The sequence below is a fragment of the Aerococcus viridans genome (assembly GCF_002083135.2).
Taxonomy (GTDB): Bacteria; Bacillota; Bacilli; order Lactobacillales; family Aerococcaceae; genus Aerococcus; species Aerococcus viridans_C.
The window spans coordinates 1-22,618 of sequence record NZ_NBTM02000001.1; the positions used below are offsets into that span (position 1 = coordinate 1).

The window sequence follows — 22,618 nt, forward strand, 5'->3', positions numbered from 1 at the left end:
TTTATTGTACCAGTAAAAAATACCATTTTCTTTGTCATAACTAAAAATCCAATACCTAGAAATGAAAGAAAAAGTGCCCTCAACTTCACCACAACGGCTAATCGAGGACACTTTATTAATTATGAAAATACAATCCTATTGATTAATGACCTGTTCGCCGTGCAAATTCTGCAAATCGAAATTTATCAATACGGTGGTGGGATGAAGTGTATTGGAAAAAGGTGGCATCTTCTAAGTAAACATGGCTGTTGACTTGATATAATATAGTCATCCGGGCCAATGGCCATTTCTTTTTGATCTATATCATCCGCCTTTTTGGCCACAATTTCCTTATTGGCAAAGGATATTTGTAAGTCCAGTTCTTGTTCAAAGTATTGATAAATAGATACTTCCGCAATTTCATCTGGTACCCATCTTGGACAACGGATACGCGGAGGTAGTCGTGGTCAACAATGACCGTTTCCCCTTCCATTTCACGGGCCCGAATCAGGTGGATGAAAGGTTCGTCCGCTTCAACACCGTCTTCACCGACGAGAAAGTCAGGTGCCGCTACCCGTTTATTACTCAAAACTTGGGTTGCAGTTTGGAAAGTGTTGGGTTTCTTGCAATTCCTTGTAGGAAGTTAAACCGGATATAGGAAAAGAAAAACGGGCAAAGTCTAGGACGATAGCCCCTTTACCTTGTTTCTTCTGGATAAAACCGGTGTCTTCCAATTTTTTCTGCGCTTTTCGAATGGTTTCGCGCGCGATACGTCGTAAGTCTTGGCCAGGTCATTTTCACTGGGAAGTAACCTTCCTACAGGGTAGATGCCCTGGTGGATTTATTTTGAATATCAGCGGAATAAATTCGAACTTGTACATTTCCGTCACCTACTTATCTAGCTTCATTTTGTGTGTCCTTTTCGCTGGAAGTTAATCCAGCATCTCTAGGTATTGATCGTACTTGTCTTCACCGAATAGGGTTGAGATAACATGGCCTTTATAGGCTTCAAGATCAATGTCCATTGCGATATAGACGTTCTTTGGTCTGTCTGTTCGTTCTTCAAAGTCGATGACCGTTTGCCCATATGTATATTCACCTTTAGTTTCAATAACTAAATTAGTATGGTAAACCTCAGTTAGGATCTCTGGATGTAGATAACCGACAACTGCTACGAGGTCATGGATAACGATTCCAATTTTGCCTTCATTTTCAAATGAATTGAGGACATAATCATCAAACATTTCACGGATCATGCTGCCTAGTTCACCGCCTGCTTGACGGATAAATTCTAAGTCGTTCATATCCAAGAGGGACGGTCTCGTCACGTCTAAACCAACCATTGTAATCGGAACAGATTCACCCAAGGCTTGATAGACGATATCGACTGAAACTGGGTCAAACCAGTAGTTAAATTCCGCTACTGGGTTGGTGTTCCCGTCAAAAGCAGCCCGCCCATAGACATGATTGATCGGACTTGTTTCATGGTCGCTAAATCTTTTTCAACGGCCAAAGCAATATTCGTTAGTGGTCCTAAGGTAATCAAATCGATTTCACCAGGATGTGCTTTAACTTGCTCAAGAATGAAGTCAACTGCGTGCTGGTCTTGAATTAAACTTTCATCATAGGGGAAATCAACGCCCGCCCATTCCGTTTGATCCGTGAATATTCCCAGTTGCATTCTCTCTGGTGGTTTATTGTCTTTTAAAGAGGTATAATCGTTGTCAGCCCCGGATAAATCTTCACGCGACCATCGAAATAAGTAGATACCCGAACCGCATTCGTGGTGGTCATATCCAATCCCTTATTCCCTGCAACCGTAGTGAAACCTAAAATTTCCAAGCTATCGTCCGATAAAGCCGTCATCAAAGCCGCTGCATCGTCAATTCCTGGGTCCGTATCAATAATTACCTTACGTTTATCCATGAAAATTCCTCCTATATCCTATCTGACTATACAAGTTCATTGTATCATGTAAGCGGTTTATTTTATAATAATATTCTTTTGGAAAAGGAACTCGTATCGTTAATCTAACGATTTTGTTTAAATTGCGCTACCACTTGAATATGGGTTGATAATGCTTTTAAGATTTTCTCCAATGACTCTAAATCCCCAATCATATTGCTTGGGTCTGCTTCAATAAAGAAGCCGTAACGGAAGGGTTTCATCGGAATTGGACGGGCATTCAATCCGTCCAAGTTGATCCGGTAAACATCTAATACCTGTAGTAACTTGGCCAAAGCACCTGGTTCATGCGGAGTTTCAATATACAACATGATTTTTTCATGGGTATTGGTCATATCGATATTGTCATATCGTTCAAAGACTAAAAATCGCGTCATATTCCCTGATTCATCGTATGCTGCTGGTTCTAGAGCTTGTAAACCGTGCAATTCACCCGCACGAGGGCTGGCAATCGCTGCGATAGTAGGGTCATCCTCCTGGACAATATATTCCGCTGAACACAGCGGTATCAATATAAGCTACAGGTTCCATATTGGGATAGCGGTCAAATAATAATTTACACTGTGACAGGGCTTCTGGATGAGAGTAAACTTTCGTCACTTGATGAATATCAGCACCAGGCAATCCCCATAAGACATGGTTCACCGGTTGGTAATGTTCATATTTTGCTAGGACGGTTGGTAACGGATAATATCCATTGTTCGAGCAATTAATCCTGTTGTCGAATTCTCAATTGGCATGACAATTCGGTCTACTTTTCAGCCACTAAGTCATCTACCATAGGTTGGAAGTCATCATAGGAAATAATTTCCAAACGTTCATCATCAATCTCAACATGCAACTGTTCGCGCACAAAAGCAATCGTTGCTGCCTCGCTATAAGCCCCCGGTATGCCTTGGTAACCAATTCTCATCATTATTTCACCCTTCTTTTTAAAATCTCATATTCATAAGTGTACCAGTTTCAACTGCTAATGTCATTCTGGATAAAATAAAAAAATACCCCAACCACTATTAAGCATAGCAATTGGAGGCATTTATTTTCGATTTATTTTGTAAATGATTTTGCTTGGCCTACAGCATAATCGTAAGCATCTGCTGCTGAATCTTTTACACGATCACCCAATGAGCGGTTTGGTAAAAATGATACATCATTAGCACGACGAGCTAAGTCACGACCTGTATGGCGTAATTGGCGACCAGCATCATCGATGAAATCACTGACTACTGAGTTTTTATCTTCTTGATATAATGCGACAGCGGCAATACCTGCGATTGCAGCAATTGCACCTAAAGCAATTAAACCTTTTTTAGTTGATTGTTCCATGATATCACTCCCCATAATTATTGTATACATTATAGCATATCTAATATACCAGAGAAAATAATATGTCTACTAGTCAAGGCAGTGATTTAGGCTAAATATCATACCTTTTTGGTGGCTGCCCCTAATTCACCACAATTAAGAGATATGCCAAAGTAAATGAAAAAAGCGGACTGTATCAACATGACAGTCCGCTTCATACGACTTATTGTGAAAGCTTATGGCTCTACAATATATAGGACTGATGACTTTTTAAAGAAAGTCATTGGTTCTATTTTTTTTACAAAAAAAGAAGAATCTCCATTATCATAAAGTTAACGACAACCATGATAAGATAGGAGATTCCCCGTATGAATAAGTTTATCAATACCACGTTGCAATTGAAAGATGAAATATAATTTTCGAAGATAAAGTTGAAGAAATGACAGTTAAGAATGTAAAGTCACTGATTTATTTCGGCAGGTTAGATGTAAATCCTCAGTATTGTCCAGCCTGCGGCTGCGCTAAACAAGGAAATAGTATCGTTAAGAATGGATCTAAAAAATCAAGAATCACGCTAACAAAGATATCAGGGTTACCTGCCTACCTTGAATTACGAAAACAACGATATCACTGTAGAGAATGTAATAGCTACTTCACTGCTAAATCAGAGATAGTCGGTGATAACTGTTTTATTTCTAAGCGCGTTAAACGGATGGTATTAGACTTTGCTACCAATGCGTTGACACTTAAACATATCGCAGAGACATGCAACGTTTCTGATCATACAGTTCAACGGGTAATTAATGGTGCTGGTAAAGACCTTAAACCTAGCATCTTCGATGCGTTACCTGAGCATATTGCTTTCGATGAATTCAAAGGTGTAAAGCATGCCGAAGGAAATATGAGCTTTGTCTTTATAGATAATACGGATTCACGTATTGTAGATGTGCTAGGAGATCGCAGAAAATTCAAGCTACGTGATTACTTTTTTGCCTATCCGTTGAAAACTCGTCAGAAAGTTCAAACAGTTACAATGGACATGTACATGCCTTATATGGAAGTCGTTAGAGAGGTATTTCCCAATGCCAAAATTATTATTGATCGCTTCCACTTAGTTCAAGCGTTAAATCGAGAATTGAATAAGTTACGTATTGAAGTAATGAATGCCTTTAGAATTCCAGACCATAGATTGTACAACAAATATAAAAGATATTGGCGACTATTCTTAATGCCCCGAGAAAGCCTAAGCTCATGGGATTATCAATCATTCAAGTTATTCGATTGGCTTACGAATACCGGTGGTATTTTAGATTATTTACTGGACAAGAATCCATTATTAAAAGACACCTATAATCTTATCCATAACTTGCGTGAGTCGCTCCAAGAGAATGATTCTGAAGCATTTAAAGCTCAGTTAGCGCAGTCCAAGTTAGTTAATTTACCAAGCGGACTAAGACGAGTGTTGCGTACATTTATCAAACTTCAAAGATATATTGGGCATACTTTTAAATATAAACACTTAACGAATGGCCGAATAGAAGGTTTGAATAATAAAATTAAGGTCTTAAAACGGATAGCCTATGGATACCGAAACTTCCAAAATTTTAGAACTAGAATATTAATGACGAACAAGCTATATCTAAATGAAATACCGGTAGTACAAGCAGCCTAAGGGCTGCTCTGAAAGCATAGTATAAAGATGAAAATGAATAATGGAATATAAAAACCAGCATCTAATGATTACCTGGCAGATATTACTCATCAGTCCTATTTGACGAAGAGCCCAAATAAAAAAGAGACCTGCTTTTATACAGATCTCTCGTTTTAATTAATTGTTGTCATAGATTTCAGCGCGTTCGATTTCTTTTACTTGAAAATAGGCTGATAACAAGGGAATGACAATCCCTGCAACCATGACCCCAAATAAGTTAAAGGCGACAGTACACATTAATGTTACGACTATCGGCAACCAAAAAGGTAATTTTAAATCTTTACCGATGAGTAATGGCTGCAAGATTTCGGTCAATAATTCAACACCCAGGTAAATAGCAAATAGCCACCAACCTACTTGGGTATCCCCCTGCAACCACTCAATCAATATCCATGGAATAAAGACAACCCCTGCACCAATGACTGGTAGTAAGGCTACTAGACTAATCCCAATAGCCATTAACCAGGCCAAGTGAATGTCTAAGACCCAAAAGCCTACACCATAAATGATGACGGTTAAGAGTAATAATTTGGCTTCTGCCCCCACATACAATTTAATGTTTTGAATGGTGTGCAAGAAAACTTGTTTCCAAAATGTGGCTCTTGTCATCTTATCATCCTTTCTTAGAAATCTTCCTGCCTATGTAGAACGCATCCCTTGACCGCTAAACTTATTTCTTAGCTTCTTTAGCTTCGCGTTTAGCGACTACACCGGCTAGATCGTAAGTATAATTTGGATCTAGAATACGGTCATTTTCGATGAAAGCATCTTTTATGGCTTGATTGATTGCCTTGTTGTCTTCATCGCTTAATCGTTTAACATCCGGTAATTGGATTGGTTTACCTACACGCACTTTGGCACGGTTGGTTGTTTTCCAAGTGAATAAATCACGAATACCAATTGGGCCTTGGTAGGTAACAGGCAAAATTTCTGCCTTGCCCATCTTAGCCATTGAAACGGCACCGTCTTTGATTTCATCTGAATAACGAGAGCCAGTTGGGAAAAGCCCAACATATTTCTCGCCTTCTTTGATGGTTCGAACGGCTTGTTTAATGGTTGAAGCGCTAGGATTTTCACGGTCAACTGGAATGATGTTGATGGTTGTGAAGAACCAGGCTAAAAATTTATTGGCTAATAATTCTTTCTTCGCCATAAAGGCTATTTGCTTAGGACGTAATGCCATGGCAATAAAGATTGGATCAAGGATTGAACGGTGAGGGCCAACTACTAAGTAATTGGCTTCTGGATCGAAGGCCTCATCAATATCAATCTTGGTTGGACCATTAATTAACTGGATAAACCAGGATATTAAAGTCAGTAAAATATTATAAATCATCGGTTTCCCCTTCATCTATATCTTGATGTGCATCCGAATAGGTCTGCAACTGATACATATTATAATATGTGCCACCTTGTGCAATCAAGTCGTCATGGTTTCCGTGCTCGATGATGTGGCCATTTTTAAGGACAATAATTTGGTCTGCATCTTTAATTGTTGATAAACGATGGGCGATGATAATGGTTGTCCGACCTATTCGCATATTAGCTAAACCAGATTGGATTTTCTGCTCTGTTTCGGTATCGATATTGGCTGTCGCTTCGTCTAATACCAAGATTTTAGGTTCTCGTAAGATTGACCGGGCAAATGATAACAATTGTTTTTGCCCTGTCGAGAATGCAGCCCCGCCTTCAATTACTTTGGCGTGATAGCCGTCATCAAGGGACTCGATAAAGTCATCAGCTTTTACGAATTGGGCTGCAGCTCTGACCATATCATCAGAATAGTCTCCGTGCAGACGGATGTTTTCAGCGATATCCCCGTAGAACATGAAAGAATCTTGTAAGACTAAGCCGATATCTTCTCTCAGTTGCTTTAGCGGGATATCTTTAATAGATTGGCCGTCAATTAAAATGTCCCCTTGATTGAATTCATAGAACCGCATCAAGACATTGATAATCGACGATTTACCAGAACCAGTTTGGCCAACAAAGGCCACTGTTTGTCCCGGTTTAATATCGATATTGATATCATGTAGCACTTGTTTTTTCTCGTCATATGAAAATGACAAGTCCTTGATTTGAATATGCCCTTCAGCCACTTTACCAGCTGCTCCTGGATTAGAAACTGGCGCCATTTCCGGATTGTCTAGCAAGGCTAATACTCGCGATCCAGATACCATACCATCTTGGAATATTGATAGAGAATCCATCATTTGACCCATCGGTTGGAAGAAGGATTTCGCGTAAGAAGTAAAGGCATATACAACCCCGACATTAATGGCTACCCCTTGCAAGTCTTGGAAACCAAAAATATACAAGACAAGGACCAAGGCAATGGCTTCAAGTAAGTTGATGGCTGGTTGTAGTAACAAGGCATTCATTTTGAACATACCTACACGCGCTCTTACATAAGTTTGGTTAACGTCATCGAATTCTTGCATTACACGTTTTTGTTGACCATAGTTTTGAATGATATTCATCCCAGAAATAGACTCGCTTAATTTCGCGTTCAAAGTAGATAGCGCTACCCGCATCCGGCCATAAATAAAAGTCGATTGACGTTGGTAGATATAAATCAAAATAAACATTACAGGTACAAAGGCCATGAAGACAAGGGCCAAGCCAGCATCTAGCGTAAACATGGCATAAGTAATAGCCACAATATTCAGTAAACCGTCAAAGAAGGATAGAAAGACCTGCCAAAATTCTTTAATGGTTTCGGTATCGTTAGTCACCCGTGAAACCACTGACCCGTTCGGTGTTTGGTCAAAGTACCGCATACCTAAGTGCACTACTTTTTGGTAGACAGTGTTTCGCATATTGGCCACTGTTTTTTCTGCCGTCAATTTGAAGGTAAAGTCTCTAAAATAATAAGTGGCTACTTTTAATAAGGTTAAGCCAAAATAAAAAACTGTGACCTGTATTGTCACTTGTAGGGTTGCTGAATTGGTCCCCAACACTTCATCCAAATATCGTTGGATAATAATGGGTAGGTAAGCTGAAATAGCTGCAACGATTGCTGTTGCCACAAAGGACAAGGCAAAGGGTAGCCAGTACGGTTTACCAAATCCGATAATTCCTTTGAAGATCCGCACCTGGTCTGCTAGTGAAAACTTTGTTTGACTAGAATTCTCCATTAGAAGCACCACCTTCGCTAATTTTTCTTTGTAATTGTTGTTGGTTATAAGTATGGGCATACCAACCGTCTTCAAGGACTAATTCGTTATGTTTACCGCGTTCAATAATCGTCCCTTTGTCCATGACAATGATCTCTTCTGCATGCATCACTGAAGATAGACGTTGAGCAGCAATAATCGTTGTTTTATTGGCACGTTCTTGCCGTAAATTGGTCAAGATATTTTCTTCTGTTTGCGCGTCTACCGCTGAAAGCGAGTCATCCATGATTAAGTATTCTGGGTCAACCGCTAAGGCACGAGCGATAGCAATCCGTTGTTTTTGCCCTCCTGATAAAGACACCCCACGTTCCCCAACTTCCGTTTGGTAGCCTTCAGGGAATTTCATGATGTCTTCGTGGATATCCGCTACTTTGGCATAGTGAATGACTTCTTCTTCAGATAGGTTTGGATTCCCAAAACGAATGTTTTCTAAAATCGTATTTGAAAACAGGAAATTCGTTTGCGGTACATATCCGATTGCTGAAGATAGTGTATTTAGACTGAAATCTTTGATATCTTTGCCGTCATAGGTAATTTGACCTTCGTATTGGTCATAATCACGCATCAACAACTTGAAGATTGTCGTTTTGCTAGACCCAGTACGACCAACTACACCAAGCATATTGCCCTCTTTCAGGTGAAAACGCGTATCCGATAATTTCGTCCGGCCATCATCTGGGTAGGCAAATTTCTGAACGTCAAAATGGATATCCCCTTGAATCGGCGTTGTAATAGCTTGATCAGCTTCAACGATAGCCGGCTGCTCGTTCAATAATTCAGACACCCGGTCCCACGATGCGTTACCACGCTCAAGCGTATTGACTAGGTGACCGACCGCAATTAAAGGCCAAGCCATCATAGACAAGTAAGAAATGTAGGCAATCAAGTCACCGACTGTTATCCGACCGTTTTGGATAAAGTAAGTCCCAAAGAAGATGGTCAATACATAAGTTAAACCAGTGATAATCTCAATCATTGGCGTGTAAGCCGCATCTGCTTGGTAAACTTTACGGTTCATTTCGACAACCTGGTCTGTTTTTTCAACGAAGTCTTGGTAGTAGTCTTCTTCTTCACCGAACGTTTTGATGACTTTCATCCCAGAAACATTTTCTTGGACTTCGTCATTTAAACTTGAAAAAGCTTCAAGCGATTTACGGAACCGCTTGTTAATGATTCGACCTAGAACACGGGCCACCACAATTAGAAATGGGAATGGCAGAATAGTCACTAGGGTTAATTGCCAGTCGATTAAGACAAACATAGAGAACAAGGTCACGACTGAAATGGAGATAGAATCCGTTAAGGTCAGAATCCCCCCACCAGCAACAAAACGCAAGGCCGCTAAGTCATTTGTGGCATGGGCCATCAAGTCACCCGTCCGATATTTATGGTAAAAGGTAGCGTCCATTTTTGTGAAATGACTAAACAAACGATTACGCATAATTGATTCTAGTAAAGTCGAATTCCCAAAAATAATTGTCCGCCAACCGTAGCGAAGTACATACATAATAATAGCCAATAACAATATAAGGCCGGTTTGAGTGATTAATAATTGCCCAGTTAAAGAGCCTGCTGACAACTGGTCAACCATATTCCCTACAATTCTAGGGGTCATAGCTGATAGAATCGCACAGGTAACCAATGCCGTTATCCCAAAGGCATAGCTCTTCCACCGCAATTTAAAAAACCAACCCAATTTTTTAAAAATTGAAAACATTTCTTCCCTCCTAAATAAATTCTCACCTATTATCTAACAAATATTGACCAATTGCGAAAATTAATACCCGCATATAGATAAAAAATTTGATTAGACAACGAAACAGCCTCCGTATGCCTTATTAGCTACGGAGGCTATTGTTGATATTAAGCGCTTGGTGGCGCTTTAATCTCATCATTTAGATTTTTTGTTCGATTTCTTCATAGATTGTGTGATTTGACGCACACGTTTTTCTGAAGGTTTTTGACCCATTGACATCATCATTGAACGAATCATGTCATCAGAAATTGGTGGATTTTCTTCAAAATAGTTCACCATATATTTACGGGCGATAAAGAATCCCCCAACAGCACCTAAAATAGCTGCGATAATTACGATTAAAATCCAAGCTCCTGTACTTAGCATAGTCTCTACACTCCTCTCATCTGTTTACAAGATAAAATTTTACTAAAGTATTGCCCCTTTTGCAAAGCTTTTCATTAACTATACACCCTTAAAAGTCAACTGGTGCAATACGTCCTGGAAATTATCAGGAATTGGCGCATCAAAGACCATATGTTCACCAGTTATCGGGTGGTCTAATTCTAAGCGGTGGGCATGTAATAATTGGCCGTTTTCACTGAAGAACCGCTCTTTATATTGCCTTGCATACAAAGGATCATCCACGATTGGATGGTTGATAAAATTAGCATGAACACGAATTTGGTGGGTTCTACCTGTTTCCAGTTGGAAGTTGACTAAGGTATAACCAACGTACCGGTGTTTGACCGTAAAATGCGTAACTGCGTGACGACCAGCTTCGTTGGCTTCAAATTTCAACCGATCTTTTTCATGACGGCGGATTGGCGCATCAATGGTCCCGCCCGCTTCAAAAATTTCACCATATACTAAACCTGTATAAATTCGTGTCATTTGGTGGTTAGCCACTTGTTCAGTAAGATTTTCAAGGGCTGCTTGTGATTTAGCGACCACTAATAATCCGGTGGTGTCCTTGTCTAAACGGTGGACAATACCTGGTCTAAAAGACTCGCGACCAACCGCTAGTTGCGACCCATTTTCCTGTACATGGTATAACAAACCATTCACTAGGGTATTGGTTAGGTGGTTGACTGAAGGATGCACGACCAAATTGACTGGTTTAGTGACCACCAAAATGTCATCATCTTCAAATACGATATCTAAAGCCATCTTTTCGGCTACTGGTTTAAATTCTTCCGCTTCTGCAGGGGTCGGTTTTTCAACTCCGACTAAGTCTCCATTAACCAAGGCTTGTGAGGCTTTTGCCACCTTGCCATTTACTGTGACCAATTTGTCCTTGATCCATTTTTTGATTGTTGTCCGGCTTTCGTCTGTAAATTGGTTAGTCACGAATTGGTCTAAACGCAAGCCGTCTTCACCCGTATAAGTATAATTAAATACTGTCTTTTCTTCTGTCAAAATGACACTCCTCACTTGTTAGCGGTTCTTCTTTCCAACTGGTCTTCGGGGGTAGTGATCATGTAGACAATCATCATAATGACACCAATGGTTAAACAAACATCCGCTATGTTAAATATTGGGAAATCCATAAATTCTAATCGAAACATGTCGATCACGTAGTTTAAATGCAGGCGGTCGATAAAGTTACCCAATGCTCCTGCAATCATAAAGGAAAGGCCTGTAGCCAGTAGCGGCGCGCCTTTAGCTTCCTTATGGAGCATATAGACGAGGACTGCCACAACAGCAACAGTAATGATATAAAATAGCCACATTTGCCCTGAGAAAATTCCCCAAGCAGCTCCATCATTTTGGATATAAAAGAAGGAAAGAATGCCTGGTATGAAATCTTGTCCTTCATTGACAGCAAAATTGGCCACTGTCCAATACTTCACGATTTGGTCAATACCAACTAAAATTACGATTAATAGATAATTCAGTAACATAAATCCTCCTGAGCCACACGGCTGATATTATTTAAATATATTATACCATTATTCTAGTTTATTTATTGGCTGATTTGGCTTGGCGAATCCCGTCTTTAGCTAATTGGTCAGCGTGCTCATTATATTGGTTACCTGTGTGGGCTGCGACTTTCACAAAGCCGATAGCTAGGTTCTTGGCCTGTTCTTGCATATATTGCTGATATTCCTTGGTATAATTGTTTTTGGCCTGCCAAGATTTTAAGGCCCACTCAGCAATCCCCATATAATCATGGTAAATTACGACATTTTTAGCCCCTGATTTTTGCGCAATTTTAACCGCATGCATCGCAGCGATAATTTCACCGGCTACATTCCGCATTTTAGCTAAACCTTCTGTGTTACGACCACCCTTGAAAGTTTTGACTGTATCCTGGTATAAGACTACACCCCCGTAGCCAAAATAACCAGAATTTTTATCGAAAGAACCGTCTACATAAACGGACATGGTATCAGCATCAACCTGGCCGTTTTTACCGTCTTTTGTTAGCCAGCGGATTTCTTCCCCTTGACTCGTTTTAGACACCGGTCGTGCCCCATTACCCATAAAGGCTTCTGCCTCTTCTAGGCTAGTAAATGACTTATAGACTGCACCCGAAAAGCCTTTAACTTGTTTCTGACAGTCAGGCCAGGTCTTGTAGATTCCTGGTGTTTTTCCTTTTTTCACTGCATAAAATTTTGCCATGGTTATTCAACCGCTCGCTTTCTATTCTTGTAGAATGGTGATATTACTATATCTATCTGAATGGATTATACTGATTCTCAGACTTACTTTCTCACTTTCTCTAATAATTTTAGCAAAAAAAAGTGAGACCTAAGCCCCACTTCCCTTCACTGGCTTTTGAAATACCACCAGCGTTCATTGTTTTTTTATAAGCGGGTGACGAGAATCGAACTCGCGACGATAGCTTGGAAGGCTATGGTTTTACCACTAAACTACACCCGCATGCAAAACTAATACAAGAGATAGTATACCACCTTCTGTATTACTTTTGCAAGTGTTTTTAGACAAAAAAAGTTTTTAATGCATCTAAAGATATAATCATTTTCTGTGTAACCGGCCGTCCCCAAATGGTTTCAAGGGCTTGGGCATATAGATCCATTTGCCCTTGGTAACGGTCGATCAAGGTTTGTTCTTGCTGGCTTTCATTTAGATAAGCAATCCGGTCAGTCTTAAAGTCATACAGGAAGATTTCATCCTGTAACAAAATAAAACCATCAATTGTCCCGTGGACCAACAAGTCATCATCTGTTGCCATATCCGTAAAGATTTCTGATCCAGCAACCATCAGAGAGAATGTTTCTTCTCTATATACGTGGTCAACTTGTTTCAAAATCAATTGCCCCACTGCCGTATCGAAGAAGGCTACTAGTTTATCCACTTGAATATGGGGCCAAAGTTGTTGGCTTAAAACTCCTCTTTGGCATAGGTCATCAAAGAGGGCTTTAAAGGTCGCTTCACTTGGTTTAGCCCTTAAGTTCACCTTCTGCATTAACAAATGGGCCGCTGACCCAATAGCTGTTGGTGTGACAGCTTGTTCTCTGGCCAAGAAACTCGGTTGGTCATAGTCTTCTTCTATATAACGGAAGGTCTTAGTCAATTTATTTTGATTGTTAACTGACCAAGGTTGCAAGTCCTGGTCACTTGGATCTTGAAGCATCCGTTTCAATTCTGATACTGATTGGAAGGATGTTGTCTTGGTCGCCGATTGATAAGCATAATCGAAGTCGGCAGCTGGTAGCTGAATGACTTGTTTATTATCTTGATCATCGGTAGCCATTTTGTCATCTGAAAATATGGCCGCTAAAAGTTCTGCTTGGTCAACTTGGTTGGATTCATCGACTTTCTGTACCCACTTACTACGGGCCGCAAGTGCATCTTCGCTAGAAACGACTGCAACCCGGAAATTGGTCTTGGTGTTGGCTAGATAGTCTGGAATATGGACTGAATGGTTGACCTCGTCAAAATCGTGGTGGCGCATCAGCGCTGGGCCAATCCAATCAAGTAGATTGTTGGCTTTAATCCGGCCTGAGGGCGATAGTTGCTCGTCTTTCATCAAAAGCCCTTGCCACTTGCCAATCGTGGTATCGAAGTTTTTTACCATACCCACTAATACCAGTTGCTGTTCCGCTCGAGTTAAGGCCACGTATAATTTTCGCATTTCTTCAGCCAACATGTCTTTCTTCTCAAAACGTTTAGCCATCATTTCAAACATATTTGGATAGGTGATGTGGCGTGTTCTATCAGACAATTTCACCCCAATACCGATAGTGTCATTATAAATCACCGGATTCCTTAGGTCTTGAGTGTTAAAACGCTTGGAAATGTTATACACGTAAACGAGCGGAAACTCTAAACCTTTTGAATGATGAATAGTATAGACATGGACCGCAGATCGCGCTTCGTCCCCGTGTTTGGGTGCTTGCAGGTCGTTGTCTTTCTCTTGAATTTTCTCAACAAAGCGGATAAATTGGAAAATCCCCTTAAAGGCTGATGCTTCATAGTCAGACGCCAATTTATAAAAACCATGCAAGTTATTTTGCCGGATCTCCCCATTTGGCATCCCACCAACATAATCAAGGAAGCCCGTATCTGTATAAATTTGCCAGATTAAAGTCGCCAACGGTTTGTCGCGGGCGATGTCTCGCCACGCTAAGTGCCAATCATTCAAAGTCCGCAATTTTTCAGCTACTCTTTCATCTTGCCCTTCATCCATTGCCATATAAGTTTTCATGGCGTCATAGTAGGTGGCCTGTTTGTTGGCAATCCGGATTTTCGCTAGGTCTTGTTCATTTAAGCCAATAATTGGTGACCGCAAAATAGCCGCCAGTGGGATATCTTGGTAAGGATTATTGATAAATTTTAAGACATTCAACATGACACGGATTTCTGTACGCTGGAAATAGTTCGCCGAATCATCCAACATCAAAGGAATTTTATATTGAGCAAAAACATCCTCTAATTCCGAATGGTGACGTCTAGTTGCTACAAGAATTACTATGTCATTAAAGGTGATGGGCCTATCCACCTGTAGCTTTTTATCATAAATCATGTGCTGGTTGTTAACCTTGTCCAAAATGGATTGGGCAATCAATTCTGCTTGCATTTTCGTCCCATTTGAGACGTCGCCTTCTAGACCATCTAAACCTTCCTGGTCGTAATCGCTAGATTTACCGCCATCTTCCTCTTCGTAAAGGAGGATTTCAGTCTGCATTCGGTCGGTTTCTGGATAGGCGGTAAAGCCCAATTTAAGGGCTGCATCCTCATCATAAGCAATCTGCCCCACTTGTGGATCCATGACTTGGCGGAAGATAAAGTTGGTAAAATCAAGGACATCTGCTCTTGACCGGAAGTTTTCCGCTAAGACAATCCTTTGCCCTCCATTACCATCCGCGAATTGGTTGAATTTATGGATAAATAAACCTGGTTCAGCAAAGCGGAAACGGTAAATCGACTGCTTCACATCCCCCACCATGAACATATTTGGATGTTCCGGATTCCCTGATACAGCTTGTAGAATGGCTTCCTGTAAGGCGTTGACATCCTGATACTCATCCACCATGACTTCAGTGAACTTATCCCGATAGTAAGCCTTAGCCTCATTCATAGTATTGACGTTTCCACTCATACTTTCGCCGTCGCCAGCTTCTGTGTCCGCTAACTGCTTACTTAAAATTTGATAGGTGAAAAGTTCAATATCTGAGAAATCTAAGATTCTTTGGTCAAATTTATGGGCTGTCATTCGTTCAGTAAAGACCTTCTCCACATTTATAATAGCTTGCCCAAGTTTTTTAGCCTCTTGAATAAAGAGGCCTTGATATTGCTCGTCAAAAGTAAAGTAAGGCATGATATCCTTGTCGAATACGTCCTTAATTGTTTTATTGTGTCGTTTTCCTAACTGAGTTCGTAAATCAATTTGCGCGTCGTTACCATCTTCAAAGTCCTTCTTACTCATTGAAACTAAAGCTGGGAAAGATGTTGCAATAATTTGTTGGTAAGCATCCTTATAAGAGGCCCTCACATTCGTCTTCAATTGGTCTAAGTAAGCTAACTTTTCTTTCATAGAAGTGGCCATTTTTTCAAAACCAACCGCTTCAGCAACCGGCAGGTCTTCGATATACAAACGAATAGTATTTTCGAGGGCTTCAATTTCATCTATTAAAGTAGGGACCACATATTCTTGATAAAAAGCAGACTCACCATAGGGGGTATCCTCATCCGGATATTTGGCTACTAATCCATCTAACCAGTCGTTTGGATGGGTATGGACCCGAGACTTGTTGTATAGGTCAAAAATCAGCTGGTCAATTTTGTCATCTTTACGGTCGGAAGCAAAGTGTTTTGCCATACGTAAATAATCTGGATTGCCTTCTGCTAATAAGTCCTCTTTCAAGGCCTCCCAAACATTTTCAAAATGCATCATATTTTCAGTTTCATCGGTTAACAATCGGTAAACTGGGTCTAGATCAATCAAGAAATAATAACGTTGGATGACTTGCTTACAAAAGGCGTCAATGGTTGAAATATTGGCTTGCGGCAATTTGGCGATTTGTTGCAGATAATGTTGACGGCTGTCAGCGTCAGATTCTTCATTGATCATTTCTTGAAAGGCTACTTCCAACCGCTCTTTCATTTCACTAGCCGCTTTTTCGGTAAACGTTACAACCAGTAACTCATCCACCCCATAGCCGCGTCGTACCTTTTGCAAGATACGTTGGACAAGGACACTCGTTTTACCAGATCCAGCAGAGGCTGAAACGAGCAGGTTATCCCCTTCTAAATGAATCGCTGCCCATTGGTCGGCTGTATAACGGGCATTAGCTTCTGTTTGTAATGGAATAGTGGTTTGTTTCTGTCTATTCTTCATCGTCTGTCTGGTCCTCCTCTGCTACATTTTCATCTACATGGGCATCTGTCATTAAGGCTTGGAAAAATTCATCCTGATCCATAGACGGATTTGGTCGATATTTATTGGTATAGTCCGTTGCATCAAACATAGATACAGACCGGTAAGGCTCAGTCATGGACGGAATGTACGGATCATCATCAAGCGGATTTAAAGCAATATGGCCAGACACAATTTGTTCTGCTGTAGCCACAATCTTCTCTTCCACAAAGGCTAACAACTTATTCAACTCATCCTTGGTTAAGACTTTGGCAGCTTTAGTGAAATCGCCATCTTTCTTCCGGCTCACCGCATAAACGCTCGACTTCCCACCTGGTTCAAGTCCTTCGCTATGAATATCTTCTAATAGATCATAGTCAGCCCGTACATAACCCGACAGTTTCAAGTCGGCCAAAATTTGATCCGCTATATGTTTGTCAGTCAAGTCTGTTTGCTTTTTAATTTTCACTTGAGGTTGGAAAATCCGTTGGTAGAAAGCACCTAGTGGCAAGGCAGTTTGCCCATCTTGATTTAACTGGTCTAAAGCCACCTTCAAATAAGTATAAAGCTGCAATTGGGACCCTACATAAATCTGGTCAAATTTCACATCATGAGCCGATGACTTATAATCCACCACTTGGATGAAGTTTTGTTCCAGGCCATTTTCAACCTGTGACACCGCATCAATCCGGTCGATTTTACCGCGCAAACGAACTTCTTGTCCGTTTGCTAAAGTGAAATGCGTGATGGTCTCTTCTTCCTCGTCCTCATTTTGGGTGTAGCCAAATCGTTGTTCCGTTTCGATAGTTTTCACATTAACCGCCTGCCGTTGCTTGATCATATTTTCAACCAGTAACTGAATGGTCTCTTTCATCGATTCCTGCAAGTAACTATTGCGGTGGTTAACCTTAAAAATCGTGTACTCAGGATAGACATCCGGATCATTTAACTTATCCGTCACTTCCCCTAAAATTTCCTTGACCTCGCCATCAGAAAGATTAGCCAAATCAAACTCTCTTTGATTTACTTCCTTGAAAAAGTGGTCCAACATTTCATGGAAGTAGTTCCCTGTTTGTAAGGAATCTAATTGGAAGCTAGATCGTTCTTTTAATTTCAATCCATATTTCAAATAATAAGAGAAGGGATCTCGATTATAGAGTTCAAGCTGGGACACAGATACGGCCAAAATATCCCCGTATAAGGACCGGGACAATTCTGGCGTAAGTGGCAATACCGTATTATGGTAAGTCAAACCAGACTGCAACCATTTAAAGAAACCAGCAGCAGATTGATTGGATACTACCTGGTCATATACAGGCCGCCATATCTGGCTTAAACGTTGTTGACCGTGGGCATCTTGGGCCATGGCTTTCAGTAAATAACGGACTTGTGTGTGACCATTACCCAGTTTCAACAATGTTTTTTCAGCTACATGGTCAGATGGTTGCCGTAGATATATGGTTTGAATATCAAAAACATCTGCGATACGAGCAATCATTGGCGACAACCCTTCAGTATCCGCATCGCCATTATTCAAGGGATAGGAAATATATAAATGATCTGTGGCAGACAGGAATGCCAAATAAGCTTTATAGGCTTCATTGTTATTCTTACTATCTGCCGATTGTTTTAAGGCTTGTAAGTCATCTAATTGACTGACCACTAGTTGCCGGTCCTCATTGGTTAAAAGAGATTTCTCTTCATAGACCACCGGTAAGGCATATTTGGACATACCTAAAAGAAAAGTGATTTTCTTTGCCTCTACCCTATTTTCATCAAAAGAGCCAATTGTAACAGCGTCCATTGTTGGTGGCACGATGGCATAGCTTGCATTTTGAAAGGCCAAATCTAAAATCTTAAAGAAGTATTCTAGGTCAAATGCTTCCTCACCAAATAGGAGGATATAGTCGTCCAACATATGGATAAAGGTTTGCCAAGCCTGTTCGTGCTGTCTCGCTTCTTGTAATTGCCCAGTTTCTAAATAGCTGTCTCGCCAATTCATCAAATTGGTTGGAATCCCATTATTGGTTAGGAATTGGTAGAAATATGTAATAGCCGCTTCTGTCGTTTGATCCTTTTTCCAATTGTCAAATAATGGCGACAAGGCCCCAACAACAAAAGCTTTTACCTGGTTAGCTGTTGCTTCAATCGCAATATCACGTTTTGTCCCGACTTTTTCGCCGTCTTCCCCTACTAAAATATAGGACCAAATACGGTCTTTAGACCACCAAAATTGTCCTTCGTAACCATTTCGTAAAACAACATTTTCTGTCAAATCGATGGCATCCCGGAATTGAATTTGCCCCTTTTTGGAAGCTGACAATTCATCTGATACTACTTCTACTGAGTCAAAAGTTGGGCCATTCCAATCGGCCAAGTCATCCAAATCAACGGGGGTTAATAATTCACTACGCAGTAAATCAAAGACATCTTGATACCGCCAATTACCTTGGTAAACCCGATACAAACTCATCATCAGCCGGTAAAGCGGATGGAGAGCCATATCCTCTTGGAAATTTGTGAAATATGGAATTTCATTGGCGTCAAGAGCTGCCTGCAAAGCGTGTTGATAGGTATCCTCATCTCTAGATAGGATTTGGATGTCCTTGTAGCGGTAATCGGTATTTGGATCTGACACTAATCGATAAATTTCATTGGCTACTTGCTCAGCTTCCATATGAGTAGATGGTACTTCCCAAATTTCCATAACCTGGTTGACTGCCGTTTTAGCAGGGTCAGTTTGCGGGACTTGGCCACTTTCAATACGGTTGTCCGTTCTTAGATAATAATCTAAGACTTTAAAACCATCTGCATAGCTGTTGTCTGATTCAGCTACTATAGGATTAGCAAATGGTATCTCTTGCTTTCTAGCAAATTGCATCAATTGATTATAAGTTTTCCCAGTTACCGTAAATAACTCATACCAGTCCGGCGTCCTAAAATCATAAGGTTGATCTAAATTTAAGACAATTTGCACTTGCGGACAGTTTTCAAGGAAGGCAACAATCGTCTCCAACTCTTGGGCATTAAAATAATCAAAGCCCGTAATAATAATTCTTGTTTTAGATAAGTCTTGGTCCGAAATAGCTTGTCTCAACTGGGCAAAAACGTTTTGGTCTGCCATTGTTAAGCCCGCTAAATACTTTTCGTACTCTCCGTAAATTGCAGCCAGTTCTTTCATTTTCTTCACTTGATTTTGAATCAAGGGCTGTTCACTAGACTCATAGTTAGATAACGAATTTAAAAAGACGTCACTGGTAATTTGACCGTTCACTAACTCTTTAAATAAGTCAGCCAAGGCTTCCACAAAACCAATCTGGTTATATTCACCCCGGTATACCAATAAGTCATCCTTCATATCCGCTAAAACGCGACCGATAACCATGATATTACCAATATCTGAAACGTCCCCAACTGATTGACTATCTTGTTTCTGCAATAAATACCAAGCTAACCGTTTGAAAGACTGCACTTGTAGTCGCATCATTCCTGCATGTTTATTGTCAGTTGTATGGCCAGCATTTAATTGGACTGCCTTCATTTGACGTAAAACAGACATCTCTAAATCAAATTTCATATTATCATCTGTGATAATAAAGACTTGGTTTTCCACATCTGCTCTTAGATAAGCATCAATGCCTTCATATAAAGATTTTAGGTTATTTTGTGTCGGGGTCTTTAAAATAAACTGTAAACTCATAAGCCCTCCTTTTGTAAAAGCAACTTTTTTAATTGCTAAATATATAAAAGGAGAAGTTGACACCTCATAGACGCCAACTTCTTTCTTTGCGGTAAATGTTTTTACCTTCATATATTTAAAAACAGTATTTTATAGATTGTTGTAGTCGCCAGCACCTTCAATGATGGCTAGAATAACTTCAGTTGCCTTCACCATCGTTTCTAGACTGACATATTCAAAACGACCATGCATGTTTTCCCCACCAGCAAATAAGTTTGGTGTTGGTAGTCCCATGTAAGTCAATTTAGACCCATCGGTTCCACCACGAACCGCAATAATATCTGGTTGGATATCTACAGCAGCAAATGCATTTTCAGCAAGAGTCACAGGACGCATATCTTTTTCAATAATTTCACCCATGTTGTAATATTGATCATTTAAAGTAACTGTGGCAATGTCACTACCATAAAATGCATTTAATTTACCTGCAGCATCTTGGATTAATGCCTTGCGGTTTTCAAATTGTTGACGGTCATGGTCACGGATAATGTAAGTCGCTTTAGCACCTTCTACATTCCCTTCCATACCCATTAAGTGGAAGAAACCTTCGCGCCCTTCTGTATTTTCAGGACGTTCATTTTCTGGTAATTGGTTATGGATATCGATAGCCACTTGTAAGGCATTGATCATTAAATCCTTCGCTGAACCTGGGTGAATGTTTTTACCTGCTACTTCAACCACTGCTGAAGCCGCATTGAAAGTTTTAAATTCTAATTCACCTAGTGGGCCACCGTCCATAGTGTAGGCGAAATCTGCCGAAAATCGGTCAACGTCAAAGCGGTCAGCCCCAACACCAATTTCTTCGTCCGGACCAAAAGCCACTTTCACTTCTCCATGTTTAATAGAGGGATTGTCAATTAAGTATTTACCAGCGGTAACGATTTCAGCGATACCCGCCTTGTCATCTGCACCAAGTAAAGTCGTACCATCCGTTGTAATCAAAGTTTGACCGACATATTTGTTTAAAGAATCAAACTCAGCAGGATCTAATTCATAGCCAGAATCACCTAAAGGAATTACGCCGCCATCATATTTTTCAATGATTTGCGGGCTAACATTTTCAGCGTTAAAATCTGCCGTATCTACGTGGGCAAAGAAACCGATTGTTGGGTAGTCTTTGCTGTCATCCGTTGCAGGAATTGTTGCTGTGACAAATGAGTCTTTTTCATTGTAGAAGACATCTGAAAATCCTAAAGTCGTTAATTCTTTAGCTAATTTCTTAGCGAATGCTACTTGGTTTGGTGATGAAGGCACTTGGTCCGCATTCGCCTCGTTTGAGCGCGTATTCTCTTTTGCATAAGTCACAAAGCGGTTTAATAATTCTTGGTCTTTAATTTGATAAGTCATTCAGTATTTCCTCCTATATAAATGTAAATGGATCCGTATTTAATTGGCTAGCAATTACATCAACCTGCCAGTTATTTTCATCGTTCCATTGCTTAAACATGTCTGTCATTTTAGATTTTACGATTGATTCAAAATGGTGACCTGGGTCGATTACGTTCAAGCCCGCCGCAATCATATCGTGGCCGGTATGGTAGTAAACGTCACCAGTGATAAAGGTGTCCGCACCCTTAGCCAGTGCATCCTCGAAGTAAGAACCGCCGTCACCTCCTAGAATAGCCACCCGCTTAACAGGTCTATCTTTATCAGCAACCACCATCCTTAAGCCATTGACGCCCGTTTTTGCTTTCACAAATTCACCGAAAGCTTCTAGAGTCATCGGTTCAGCTAAATCTCCGATGCGTCCAATACCAATCGCTTGCCCGGTCGTTTCATCTATCGTATGGGTTCGCAAAACCTCTACGTTTTCAACCTTGTATAAATCAGAAAGCCAGTCATTCATCCCAGCTGGCGCAGCATCCAAATTGGTATGAGCTGCATATACCCCAATGCCTGAGCGAATAATTTCCGCATACATCGATTGTTGCGGATCATCTTCTGTTAAACGTTTCACCGGTTTAAAGATTGGTGGATGATGGGCAAAAATGAAATCTGCGCCAATTGTCTTAGCTTCTGCAACCACTTCAGGGCGAATATCTAAGGTCACCAAAATCTTGCGAACCTCTTGGTCGAGACGGCCGAAATGCAAGCCAGTCGGATCTCCTTCAACGGCATAGTATTCTGGGGCAAAAGTTTGGAATTGCTGGATAAAATCTTTAATTGTGAGCGACAAATCAAT

At 40.5% G+C, this 22,618-nt stretch carries 19 protein-coding genes, 1 tRNA gene and 2 pseudogenes; 2 read left to right on the forward strand and 20 right to left on the reverse strand.

Annotated features, from left to right (window positions below; translation table 11 throughout):
- Positions 1 to 252, forward strand: a 252-nt coding sequence (locus A6J77_RS09385) for a hypothetical protein (RefSeq protein ID WP_227645202.1), incomplete at its 5' end; no start/stop codon positions are given.
- On the opposite strand, the pseudogene treR reads toward A6J77_RS09385, so the two are convergent.
- From treR to A6J77_RS00020, 7 genes and pseudogenes are all read right to left on the reverse strand, one after another.
- Positions 143 to 860 (reverse strand): annotated as a pseudogene (gene treR / locus A6J77_RS09540) (trehalose operon repressor). The gene A6J77_RS09385 and the pseudogene treR overlap by 110 nt on opposite strands.
- A 51-nt stretch (positions 861 to 911) precedes the next feature.
- A pseudogene (locus A6J77_RS09475) lies at positions 912 to 1,660 on the reverse strand (nucleoside hydrolase).
- 23 nt (positions 1,661 to 1,683) lie between these two features.
- Complete coding sequence (locus tag A6J77_RS09485; RefSeq protein WP_265331434.1) at positions 1,684 to 1,905, reverse strand: nucleoside hydrolase; 222 nt, start codon at positions 1,903 to 1,905, stop codon at positions 1,684 to 1,686.
- 104 nt (positions 1,906 to 2,009) lie between these two features.
- Positions 2,010 to 2,456 (reverse strand): prephenate dehydratase domain-containing protein, encoded by a 447-nt coding sequence (locus A6J77_RS00015; protein WP_265331435.1) that lies wholly within the window; start codon positions 2,454 to 2,456, stop codon positions 2,010 to 2,012.
- The gene (locus A6J77_RS09490; protein WP_265331436.1) at positions 2,413 to 2,589 is read right to left on the reverse strand and encodes a prephenate dehydratase domain-containing protein; all 177 of its coding nucleotides are present in this window, start codon (positions 2,587 to 2,589) and stop codon (positions 2,413 to 2,415) included. The genes A6J77_RS00015 and A6J77_RS09490 overlap by 44 nt, the downstream gene beginning before the upstream one ends.
- Before the next feature lie 106 nt (positions 2,590 to 2,695).
- Positions 2,696 to 2,860: a hypothetical protein gene (locus tag A6J77_RS09395; protein WP_227645081.1), complete on the reverse strand. Its 165-nt coding sequence runs from the start codon at positions 2,858 to 2,860 to the stop codon at positions 2,696 to 2,698.
- A gap of 131 nt (positions 2,861 to 2,991) precedes the next feature.
- A complete protein-coding gene (locus A6J77_RS00020; protein ID WP_227645082.1) occupies positions 2,992 to 3,270 on the reverse strand; it encodes an arginyl-tRNA synthetase in 279 nt (92 codons plus the stop codon).
- A gap of 418 nt (positions 3,271 to 3,688) precedes the next feature.
- Here A6J77_RS00020 and A6J77_RS00025 point away from each other — a divergent pair, with 418 nt between their 5' ends.
- Positions 3,689 to 4,921, forward strand: coding sequence for an ISL3 family transposase (locus tag A6J77_RS00025; RefSeq protein WP_083067517.1), 1,233 nt, complete (start codon positions 3,689 to 3,691; stop codon positions 4,919 to 4,921).
- 156 nt (positions 4,922 to 5,077) lie between these two features.
- Here A6J77_RS00025 and A6J77_RS00030 read toward each other — a convergent pair whose 3' ends face one another.
- The 13 genes from A6J77_RS00030 to A6J77_RS00090 form a co-directional block, all read right to left on the reverse strand.
- Complete coding sequence (locus tag A6J77_RS00030) at positions 5,078 to 5,569, reverse strand: AI-2E family transporter (RefSeq protein ID WP_083067518.1); 492 nt, start codon at positions 5,567 to 5,569, stop codon at positions 5,078 to 5,080.
- 61 nt (positions 5,570 to 5,630) lie between these two features.
- A complete protein-coding gene (locus A6J77_RS00035) occupies positions 5,631 to 6,296 on the reverse strand; it encodes a lysophospholipid acyltransferase family protein (RefSeq protein WP_039934635.1) in 666 nt (221 codons plus the stop codon).
- Positions 6,286 to 8,097, reverse strand: a complete 1,812-nt coding sequence (locus tag A6J77_RS00040) for an ABC transporter ATP-binding protein (protein WP_083067519.1) — start codon at positions 8,095 to 8,097, stop codon at positions 6,286 to 6,288. The genes A6J77_RS00035 and A6J77_RS00040 overlap by 11 nt, the downstream gene beginning before the upstream one ends.
- The gene (locus A6J77_RS00045) at positions 8,084 to 9,853 is read right to left on the reverse strand and encodes an ABC transporter ATP-binding protein (protein ID WP_083067520.1); all 1,770 of its coding nucleotides are present in this window, start codon (positions 9,851 to 9,853) and stop codon (positions 8,084 to 8,086) included. Before A6J77_RS00045 ends, A6J77_RS00040 begins: the two co-directional genes overlap by 14 nt.
- Before the next feature lie 174 nt (positions 9,854 to 10,027).
- Positions 10,028 to 10,258, reverse strand: a complete 231-nt coding sequence (locus tag A6J77_RS00050; RefSeq protein ID WP_003141045.1) for a YneF family protein — start codon at positions 10,256 to 10,258, stop codon at positions 10,028 to 10,030.
- A 78-nt stretch (positions 10,259 to 10,336) separates the two neighbouring features.
- Positions 10,337 to 11,290 (reverse strand): RluA family pseudouridine synthase, encoded by a 954-nt coding sequence (locus tag A6J77_RS00055; RefSeq protein ID WP_227645083.1) that lies wholly within the window; start codon positions 11,288 to 11,290, stop codon positions 10,337 to 10,339.
- Between the two features lie 11 nt (positions 11,291 to 11,301).
- Entirely contained in the window at positions 11,302 to 11,775 is a 474-nt protein-coding gene (gene lspA, locus A6J77_RS00060; RefSeq protein ID WP_083067522.1) for a signal peptidase II, read from the reverse strand.
- A gap of 58 nt (positions 11,776 to 11,833) precedes the next feature.
- Positions 11,834 to 12,496, reverse strand: a complete 663-nt coding sequence (locus A6J77_RS00065) for a viroplasmin family protein (RefSeq protein ID WP_083067523.1) — start codon at positions 12,494 to 12,496, stop codon at positions 11,834 to 11,836.
- Positions 12,497 to 12,686: 190 nt separating this feature from the next.
- Positions 12,687 to 12,757, reverse strand: a tRNA-Gly gene (locus A6J77_RS00070).
- Between the two features lie 58 nt (positions 12,758 to 12,815).
- A complete protein-coding gene (gene addA / locus A6J77_RS00075) occupies positions 12,816 to 16,679 on the reverse strand; it encodes a helicase-exonuclease AddAB subunit AddA (RefSeq protein ID WP_083067524.1) in 3,864 nt (1,287 codons plus the stop codon).
- On the reverse strand, positions 16,669 to 20,397 hold the full coding sequence (locus A6J77_RS00080; RefSeq protein WP_083067525.1) for a PD-(D/E)XK nuclease family protein: 3,729 nt from the start codon (positions 20,395 to 20,397) through the stop codon (positions 16,669 to 16,671). Before A6J77_RS00080 ends, addA begins: the two co-directional genes overlap by 11 nt.
- A gap of 129 nt (positions 20,398 to 20,526) precedes the next feature.
- Positions 20,527 to 21,783, reverse strand: a complete 1,257-nt coding sequence (pepT, locus tag A6J77_RS00085; RefSeq protein WP_083067526.1) for a peptidase T — start codon at positions 21,781 to 21,783, stop codon at positions 20,527 to 20,529.
- A gap of 13 nt (positions 21,784 to 21,796) precedes the next feature.
- Positions 21,797 to 22,612 carry a Nif3-like dinuclear metal center hexameric protein gene (locus tag A6J77_RS00090; protein ID WP_083067527.1) on the reverse strand — a complete coding sequence of 272 codons (816 nt, stop codon included), beginning with the start codon at positions 22,610 to 22,612 and terminating at the stop codon, positions 21,797 to 21,799.
- Between the last annotated feature and the right edge of the window lie 6 nt (positions 22,613 to 22,618).

Excerpts from the sequence above, each read along its gene's own strand:
- A6J77_RS09485 (WP_265331434.1), bottom strand. The coding sequence starts at position 1,905 with ATGGATAAACGTAAGGTAATTATTGATACGGACCCAGGAATTGACGAT.
- A6J77_RS09395 (WP_227645081.1), bottom strand. The coding sequence starts at position 2,860 with ATGATGAGAATTGGTTACCAAGGCATACCGGGGGCTTATAGCGAGGCA.
- A6J77_RS00020 (WP_227645082.1), bottom strand. The coding sequence starts at position 3,270 with ATGGAACAATCAACTAAAAAAGGTTTAATTGCTTTAGGTGCAATTGCT.
- A6J77_RS00025 (WP_083067517.1), top strand. The coding sequence starts at position 3,689 with ATGACAGTTAAGAATGTAAAGTCACTGATTTATTTCGGCAGGTTAGAT.
- A6J77_RS00030 (WP_083067518.1), bottom strand. The coding sequence starts at position 5,569 with ATGACAAGAGCCACATTTTGGAAACAAGTTTTCTTGCACACCATTCAA.
- A6J77_RS00035 (WP_039934635.1), bottom strand. The coding sequence starts at position 6,296 with ATGATTTATAATATTTTACTGACTTTAATATCCTGGTTTATCCAGTTA.
- A6J77_RS00040 (WP_083067519.1), bottom strand. The coding sequence starts at position 8,097 with ATGGAGAATTCTAGTCAAACAAAGTTTTCACTAGCAGACCAGGTGCGG.
- A6J77_RS00045 (WP_083067520.1), bottom strand. The coding sequence starts at position 9,853 with ATGTTTTCAATTTTTAAAAAATTGGGTTGGTTTTTTAAATTGCGGTGG.
- A6J77_RS00050 (WP_003141045.1), bottom strand. The coding sequence starts at position 10,258 with ATGCTAAGTACAGGAGCTTGGATTTTAATCGTAATTATCGCAGCTATT.
- lspA (WP_083067522.1), bottom strand. The coding sequence starts at position 11,775 with ATGTTACTGAATTATCTATTAATCGTAATTTTAGTTGGTATTGACCAA.
- A6J77_RS00065 (WP_083067523.1), bottom strand. The coding sequence starts at position 12,496 with ATGGCAAAATTTTATGCAGTGAAAAAAGGAAAAACACCAGGAATCTAC.
- addA (WP_083067524.1), bottom strand. The coding sequence starts at position 16,679 with ATGAAGAATAGACAGAAACAAACCACTATTCCATTACAAACAGAAGCT.
- A6J77_RS00080 (WP_083067525.1), bottom strand. The coding sequence starts at position 20,397 with ATGAGTTTACAGTTTATTTTAAAGACCCCGACACAAAATAACCTAAAA.
- pepT (WP_083067526.1), bottom strand. The coding sequence starts at position 21,783 with ATGACTTATCAAATTAAAGACCAAGAATTATTAAACCGCTTTGTGACT.